The sequence below is a fragment of the Methylobacterium sp. WL116 genome, from assembly GCF_008039455.1.
GTDB lineage: Bacteria > Pseudomonadota > Alphaproteobacteria > Rhizobiales > Beijerinckiaceae > Methylobacterium.
This window is the reverse complement of record NZ_VRUV01000462.1, coordinates 1-3,638: the sequence shown is the minus strand read 5'-3', so window position 1 is coordinate 3,638 and position 3,638 is coordinate 1. Positions and strand designations below refer to the sequence as shown.

The window sequence follows — 3,638 nt, the reverse complement described above, 5'->3', positions numbered from 1 at the left end:
GGGACAAGGTTGGGGGGACGGGGGTTCGACGGGTTTGAACGACGGCTATGAATGGATTTCCTCTAGTCGGATTTTGAGTGTCGAATTCATAAAGCGGAAGTTCGACGCTCGGGAGGATTTAGCCCGATGTCGATTGCCGGCGATTGCGTTCTGACGGCGGAAGCGGACTTTCTGGCGGACACGTTCCGCTAGACACCGCACACGAAAGGCGATCTGCCAAGGTTGCGTTGGGACTACCTATGCATGATCCTCGCAGGAAGAGGATATGGTCACGGGGGCAAGTCTTGAGCTTGATGGACGATCTCGTCGCCATTCCGCAGCGCGAGAAGGGTGGAAGCATCGCGCTCGAACGGCTTGATTACCAAGCCTCTTGGGCTGTCTCGCTCGTTCTGATGCTACACGAAAAGCTGGATGACTACGCCGTCGCGTTCGAATTTCACGACGACATCGTGGTACTGAACGGCTCGACGCAGCCAACCAAGGCACGATTTTATCAGGTCAAGACGAGAACCTCCGGCAATTGGACTGTAAAGAGGCTTACGCAGCGCTATAAAAAGCGTGATGGAAGCGATAAAATTCCATCAATAATGGCAAAAATGTACGATAACAAGACTAAATTCGGCAACGCGGCTGAGGTTCTAGGCTTCGTTAGCAACCAACCTTGCGAGTTCATTGAGTATACGAAGTGCCCTTGCACCTTCGATGAAGGCGAAGTCGTCAAAACCGACGCGCTCAAGAAAGCGCTGGCGACCGAGGTTCCGACGTTCGCAGCAGGCGACATCAAGCTTTTCGAGTATTATCTATCGGACCTCCCGCTGAGCAGGCCCGGAACTATGCTTCGGGGTCTGATCCTTCAGTTCCTTGAACGCGAACTCGGTATTCCGGACTGCCCGTCATCGACATTCGTCGTGGTCATTCTCGAACACGCCCGCGAACGGTCCAAGCACATGGGCAGCGTGACGAGCTTCCAGGATTTAATGCGGGCGAAGGCGCTTACGCGTGCTCAGGTCCAGGAGATGCTGGACGAGACCAAACGGCGTCACCAGAGCAGGCCGAAGTGGTCTACCGTCTCGAACGACCTCACAGAGATATCTCCTGTCCGAAAGCGCGATATCAGGCGCGCCTGGGCACGCTACGAGCTTGAGAAGCTCAGCATGGTATCAATTGCTTTCGAGCAATTCTGCACGAACCTTTACGAACATGCGAGCGGTATCGACGATGGCGATCAAACCCTTGCCGGGATCGTTGAATCAAATCTCGGACGCGTCCGCGCGCTCGCCCAGCAGTTCGGCATTTATCAGGACGACGCGTACCTGAGTGCGGCCTTCCTCTACGAGTTCTCATCATGAGCGACGAACGCAGATTTAGATTGCTGGTGAGGAACTTGCGCAAGAAGACCAATGAAAAACTTACGCTTCAAAAAGTTATATCTCATGTCCGACCTGGAGCAGGGGGCGTTCCAGACGACGTTCGACCCGAAGATAACGATCATCCTAGGGGGCAACTCAACAGGTAAGTCATCCCTGATCAAATCCTTATACTGGGTTCTCGGTGCGGAGCCAGCCCGCGTTCACGAAAACTGGCCTAAACTGAAGGTGACTGGTCTCCTTGAATTTCAGGTTGATGGTAAAACCTTCTTCATGCTTAGGCATGGATCGGTTTTCGCGCTGTTCGACGAGGCGCGCATTCTCATGGAGTCGATGCAAAAGGTGACGAGCCAGTTGGCACCGTCCCTCGCGAAGCTACTTGGGATCAGTCTGGTCTTGCCGGACCGAAAGGGGAACCCGACAACGCCGACACCGGCCTTCTTCTTCCTGCCGTTCTACGTCGATCAGGATGTAGGTTGGGAGCGTCCCTGGCAGTCGTTCGATGGGCTGAAGCAGTTCGCCAACTACCATCGAAGCATCGTCTCGTACCATTCGGGCATCCTGCCGGACGAATGGTACGCCCGCCGGGCTGAGCTTCAGCTGATGGCCGTCGAAAAAGGCGAGTTGCAGAGCCAAGCGACCGTCGTCGAACGATCGGCCCTGGCTCTGCGGCAATCCGTGACCCAAGACGCGTTGTCGATCGACCAGGAAGCGTACGAGGCGGCGATCCTGCGTTTACTATCCGAGCTGAAAAAGCTGCGGGAGAAGCGAGCCAAGTTCGCTGCCTCATTGAGCGACGTGATAGCGCAAAGAACGCTCCTGAACGACCAGTTCGAGGTCGGGCGCCGCGCGCTCAAAGAGCTTGAGAACGATCGCGAATGGCTCGTCGAGCGGGGCGATGAGCCTATCCCATGCCCGACGTGCGGAACGGTCCACGAAAACAACTTCGCGATGAGGTTCGGCATTATCGAGGATCGCGAGGCATGCGTCGCGGTCCTGAACGAGCTCGTCGACCACATGATCGAGGTCAAGGCGCAGGTTGAGGCCGCTCGCCTGAACCTCAGGAGTGCCGACGAGCAGATCGCCGCTGCCCAACAGGTGCTCACCATCAAACAGGGCGAGATCACCCTTGCCCAGGTCATCGCGTCGGAGGGACAGCGTCAGGCGCTGAGCGTCTTCGACCGACAGGCCGCAGATATCGAAGCCAGGACAGCCGAGTTGACCACCGGGATCGAATCGGTGAGAAAATCGATACGCAAGCTCGAAAACAAAGCGCGAAAGGATAGGATCGAGTCATTTTTCGCCCAGCAGATCACATCAAATTTGAAATCGCTAGATGTTAAAAATATCAATTTGGATAAAGCGCAGAAAATTCATTACGTCATCAAGGATACCGGATCGGTTCATCCTCGTGCTGTCCTCTCCTACGTCCTAGCGTTTGTCAGCACCTGCTTCGAGCACACGACGGCGATCACTGCGCCTGTCGTCCTCGACAGTCCATTGCAGCAGGATCAGGACCCCGTAAACGCGAAACGTATCTTCAGCACGATTGAAGCGCAGAGGCCGGCGAACGCCCAGTTCATCGTGGGGTCAGTGTCGCTAAATGGATATGAGATGGACGGAAAGAAGATTGAGCTGACAAACGAACGCAAGCTGCTGCAGCCAAGTTTATACTCGGGCATATCGGCAATAATTGATGAGTTTAGAAATCAAATGATCTGAGATGGGGCCTATTACAAAACTCGGTCTATGCATTGCGATTGAATTTCGAATTTAACAATTTACCTGCAGGTTCGAGTGGCTCATCCGCCTGGGATATGGTTCAGTTCAGTGATCTAAATTGAAACTGATCGTGTTCTATGCCCAGCTTGGGGGCATAATTGTCGGAGCGGCAACGGAACATACGTCTGCTCTTGGGAGCCGCACGGCCGTTTGAATACGACTAGGTTAGGTCGAAAGCGGCCGGTGAGACTCTATGGAACGCCGCTCTCCTCCATACCGGCGCGCAGCCCACTCACCGCGCGCCGGCCAAAACCCCGCAAAAAATCACTTGTGCTTGGCGATGACCTTGTCCTTGATGCCGTCGTAGACCGACTGCGAGAGGATCTTCTTCTGCACGAGGTCGTCCTTGCCCTTGTAGGGGCGGCCCTTGATGATCGCGGCCGAGCGGGCGGCGCCGATGCCGGGGAGCGCGTCGAGCTCGGCGGCGGAGGCGCTGTTGAGGTCGAGCAGGGCGCCCTTGGCGGCGTTCGGCGCGCCGGCGACGGGGGC

At 55.8% G+C, this 3,638-nt stretch carries 3 protein-coding genes; 2 read left to right on the top strand and 1 reads right to left on the bottom strand.

What is annotated here, in order from left to right; translation table 11 throughout:
- Positions 1–293 precede the first annotated feature (293 nt).
- The gene (locus FV223_RS22755; protein ID WP_187274991.1) at positions 294–1,349 is read left to right on the top strand and encodes a dsDNA nuclease domain-containing protein; all 1,056 of its coding nucleotides are present in this window, start codon (positions 294–296) and stop codon (positions 1,347–1,349) included.
- Between the two features lie 84 nt (positions 1,350–1,433).
- Positions 1,434–3,089: an ATP-binding protein gene (locus FV223_RS22750; RefSeq protein ID WP_147729119.1), complete on the top strand. Its 1,656-nt coding sequence runs from the start codon at positions 1,434–1,436 to the stop codon at positions 3,087–3,089.
- 324 nt (positions 3,090–3,413) lie between these two features.
- Here FV223_RS22750 and FV223_RS22745 read toward each other — a convergent pair.
- Positions 3,414–3,638: helix-hairpin-helix domain-containing protein (locus FV223_RS22745; RefSeq protein ID WP_187276217.1), on the bottom strand; the 225-nt coding region annotated here is incomplete at its 5' end.

Bases quoted from the DNA above. Each gene is read 5' to 3' on its own strand.
- FV223_RS22750 (WP_147729119.1), top strand. From the start codon at position 1,434: ATGTCCGACCTGGAGCAGGGGGCGTTCCAGACGACGTTCGACCCGAAG.
- FV223_RS22755 (WP_187274991.1), top strand. From the start codon at position 294: ATGGACGATCTCGTCGCCATTCCGCAGCGCGAGAAGGGTGGAAGCATC.